Here is a 4,436-nt window from a genome sequence, read left to right as displayed (position 1 = left end):
GATGCAAAGATAACAAATACTTATGAAATTATGTGCCTGAGAGGAGAGGGCTTGCAACTGGATTTTAGGACTGACCCTTATTTATTGTTGTATAATAAAATAACCATTCTTATATTATAGTTGTGTTTTTTATAAAAACGGGTAATCAAAAAAGTATATTATTCGTGAGAAGTGCCATGCATAATGTTCAAGCTTAATAAAAGTTTTAGCAGATAATAATATAATGTACATAGTAGCTATATTTTTCTACTAAGCTTAAGTTTCTGAAGAATAAATAGACCTTATTAAACAAAAAAGGAGTACCGCTGTACTCCAAACATTGTTAACCTTAAATCTAATACTATGAAAAACACGTTGCAAAAATACATAATAAATTCTTAATATGCAAAAATAATATAGACAAAACAGCTTAATAATAACGTTACTTATTGTTTTTTTGTATAAATTAAGCGCTTCATCTTGTGCCCTCCCCACTTTGTTTTTTCAAAATATTCAAAACCTATCATATAATATAAGTTTTCTGCTTTCGGGTTTCCAGTATCTACAAGTAAGGTAGCAGGAAGTTTTAAGTTAGCTGCTTTATTTATTGCAGCAATAAGTAATTTAGTTGCAATACCTTTCTTTCTCCAAGCCTTATGTACGCAGATAGAATCTATATAAAATTCTCCTGCTTTTGTTTCATAAGGTAAAGAAGAGTAGTCTTTATGGTAAGTTTGGAACATTTCTTCTTCAAATGTTTTTCTTAAAGTGCCAACTAATGTACCTTCATAACATACACAAGCCCCAACAACTTCGTTTTCTTCAGTAATTGCTACAAATGTATTGCGATATGAATATTGCGATAATTCTTTCTCTACAAGTCTTGATAATAATTGATGAAAACTATTTAAAGAATTATTTTCACCTATAAACCACTGGCAACATTCATAATTCATAGCTTCCATTATGAATGAAGCTATTATAAAGGATTGTTCTTTCTTTGCTTGTTCTATTTTAATCATATCAAAATTAGTTAAAATATTTTATAATATCTGCCATAAATGAAGTTATTTCACGTTTGTGGATATTACCGTAACGATCTATTTGTGATAATGCATAAGCTATTATTACACGTTTTTTAGCTCTAGATAGTGCTACGTAAAATTTTCTACTATCTTCTTCATATTCTTTTTTTGTCTTATTATATGCATTTGGATAACGTCCATTAGCAGCATCAAATACTATTACATTATCAAATTCTAACCCTTTTGCTTTATGTATTGTAGTAACATAAATATGTTCTTTAATACTTTTACTATTGCAGAAATCACTTTCTTTCATAGTAGAAATATTCATTATAAAACGTGAAAGTTGCTCTGCGAGGGAATTATTACCAATATCTTTTCCTATAATATCCTTCTTTATATAGCGTAAAACATAATCTAATCGTTCTATATTTTCTATTGTTTTATCTGTAACAAAAGAAACATGTGCATTTGTCAAAGCTGTAATTATAGCAGGTTCTTCTATTTTATCTATAGTATATAAATATTGTTTTGCTTCTCTATAAATAGTTCCATAATAAGCTTTTAACTTATTTATTATTCTAAATACTTGCTTATCTTTTAGAAAGTTTAATTGTTGTGAGACTATAGGCTTAACTCTTTTTGCACAATAATTTATTAAGTTTACTGTAGCCCATACATCATCAATTGCTTGATGGCTATTTACTCCTTCCAACTGAAATTTATCGAGCAAATGCTCTAATTTATAAGACCTTAGTGATGGCTCTAACAGTCGTATTATTTTTAATGAATCGAAATATTTAAAGTTATAATTATTTAGGTTGTCACCGGTATAACGTCTTAAGCAGTTGTCAAGTATATGGTAATCATAGTTAATATTATGCGCCATAAGAATGCTGTTGTCTACAAATCTTAAGAATACTTTTAAGGCTTCTTTTATATTTATCAATTCTCCACTATTAAGTTTTTCATTATAAATTTCATATAGTGGATTATCTTTTATACCTAATTTAGGTAAAATAGTTTTATCTGTATATATGTAAAGGTCTAGTGTCTTACCAATCTGCTTCCCATTCCTTATCTTTATAGCAGAAATCTCTATAATATCATCATTAAAAACATCTAACCCAGTTGTTTCTGTATCAAAAACAACAATGTCTTGTTGTTGATAATTAGTAAGAAAATCATTTAAATAAGTATTTTCCTCATATTCTAATAGATCGACAGGAGAAATAGATAAGGACTTAAGTTTTCTGTTAAATCTTCTTGATAACGAATTACTTGATAAAGCCTTAACCTCTTTCATCAATCTTGCCCATGCTATAAAATTATGCTCGTTAGATAAAATCTCCAGATGAGATAATAATAGTTTCATAGATGGCTTATCAAATAAATCTTTTCCTGATACTTTAAAATGGGTTATATCTAATTTAGACATAGTGCAACTTATTTTATCTGCATCTAAATTAGAATTAACAATAATGGCTGTTGTAGCTTCAGGGTCTTTTAAAAATATATTTTTTGCTAATATTATAACATCCATTATTTCATCTTCGATAGTATTACTACTGATTATCTTTAAGCTATCAGTTTCTGCTACTGATTTGTTATCTGTTATAGGTAGTAAATCTTTATCTATTTTTAATTGTTTTTCAGCATAGGTATTAAAAACATCTAATAAATATTTTGGTGATCGATGATTTTGCATGAGATGATGAATGTTGCCTTTACAACGTGATTTTAAAAGATTAAGAGTATCTGCTTTTGCTCCCATAAAAGAGAAAATAGCTTGTTGTTCATCTCCTAAAAACATGACTATAGAATTATTTTTTTCAGTCAATAAATCTATAATAGCCAATTGCATACCATTTAGATCTTGCACTTCATCTACTTGTATCCACTTATAATGTTTATTTTCTTTGTTATTTTTATAAATATCATAGGTGAAAAGTAATAAATCTTCAAAATCAATTAAATGATTTTCTATTTTATAATGCTCATAACAAGATGCTAAATACATTTTACGTAAAAGCACAATTATTTTATATGTAAGAGAGCGATCTAAATCTAAATCATTTATATAGTCTAAGAAACTTTCAGCATGATCATAAATATAAATAATAGCTTTATCATTATAAGGTATTTGTTGCCTCTTACATATATATTTTATCAATTCTATTTCTTCCTTAGATAAACATTCTGGATGTAAAAACACTTTAGAAGGGTGTTTATGTTTAATCTGATAGACAAGGTGAGAAAAAAATATTATCTGTTGATATACCCTATATCGTTGATAATCTCCTATTATTCCTTGATCATCTTCATTTTTATAGTCAGCTATAATACTAACAGCTTCCTCATCATCTATTATAGAAGAGTCTGATGGTACTTTTTTATACTCAAACAAAAACTTTGAGCAAAAATGGTGTACATTACCGACTTGTAAAGTAGAAATATCTTTATTTGGAAATATATTTTTTATTCGTGAAGTCATTTCGCGAGCTGCCCTGTTTGTAAAAGTTAAACAAAGCATATCTTCAAATGCTATGCCTTTGGAAAAGGCATAACGTACTCGCTCTGCCAATATATGAGTTTTCCCACAACCAGGAGGAGCTAACACTAAATGAAACCCTTTATTAGCTCGTATTACTGGTAATTGACTTTCATCTAAATTATTATTCATCAGGATTATAATATTTAAACTTTACCTCACAAAATTACAAAAATAAAGCGATTATATCTTATTAATATCCCATTCTTTATTCTTTCCTTGAATATTTCTTTGTATATTTGTATCGTAGTAAAATATAGATATTAAAAATATAAATATAAAAGAGAAATAAAAAAAAGAAAACAATGAGAACAATTTATGATTTTTCTGTAAAAGACAGAAAAGGTAAAAGCGTTTCTTTAAAAGAATATGCTAATGAAGTAGTTTTAATTGTAAATACTGCAATAAAATGTGGTTTCACCCCCACTTACAAAGAACTTGAAAATTTATATGAAAAGTATCATTCAAAAGGATTTGAAGTTCTTGATTTTCCTTGCAATCAATTCGGTAACCAAGCACCCGGTACTGATGATAGTATTCATCAATTTTGCAAATTTACTTACGGCACAAAGTTTTCTCGATTTAAAAAAATAAAAGTAAATGGTGATGGAGCTGATCCTTTGTTTACCTTCTTAAAAGAACAAAAAGGATTTGCGGGTTGGGACGAAACTCACCACCTTTATCCAATATTAGATGAAATATTATCAAAGGAAGATCCTAACTATAAAGAGAAATCTGATATAAAATGGAATTTTACAAAATTCCTTATAAATAAGAAAGGACAAGTTGTTGCTCGCTTTGAGCCTACTGAGAAATTTGAAAACATAGCTTTGAAAATAGAAGAGTTACTATAAATATAATTATTATATTCTCTAATATAT

At 27.7% G+C, this 4,436-nt stretch carries 3 protein-coding genes; 1 reads left to right on the top strand and 2 read right to left on the bottom strand.

Translation table 11 applies throughout. From position 1 onward, the window contains the following. Positions 1–425: 425 nt before the first annotated feature. Positions 426–1,001: a GNAT family N-acetyltransferase gene (locus tag AC1DCD_RS10050; protein WP_464640470.1), complete on the bottom strand. Its 576-nt coding sequence runs from the start codon at positions 999–1,001 to the stop codon at positions 426–428. A 7-nt stretch (positions 1,002–1,008) separates the two neighbouring features. After that, complete coding sequence (locus tag AC1DCD_RS10045) at positions 1,009–3,687, bottom strand: 3'-5' exonuclease (protein WP_464640468.1); 2,679 nt, start codon at positions 3,685–3,687, stop codon at positions 1,009–1,011. 173 nt (positions 3,688–3,860) lie between these two features. On the opposite strand from AC1DCD_RS10045, the gene AC1DCD_RS10040 reads away from it, so the two are divergent. Beyond that, on the top strand, positions 3,861–4,409 hold the full coding sequence (locus AC1DCD_RS10040; RefSeq protein WP_464640466.1) for a glutathione peroxidase: 549 nt from the start codon (positions 3,861–3,863) through the stop codon (positions 4,407–4,409). Positions 4,410–4,436 lie beyond the last annotated feature (27 nt).

It is taken from the genome of Prevotella sp. C0209C1 (assembly GCF_056583855.1).
The sequence above is the reverse complement of the archived record's forward strand: the minus strand, read 5'-3'. Positions and strand labels throughout refer to the sequence as shown.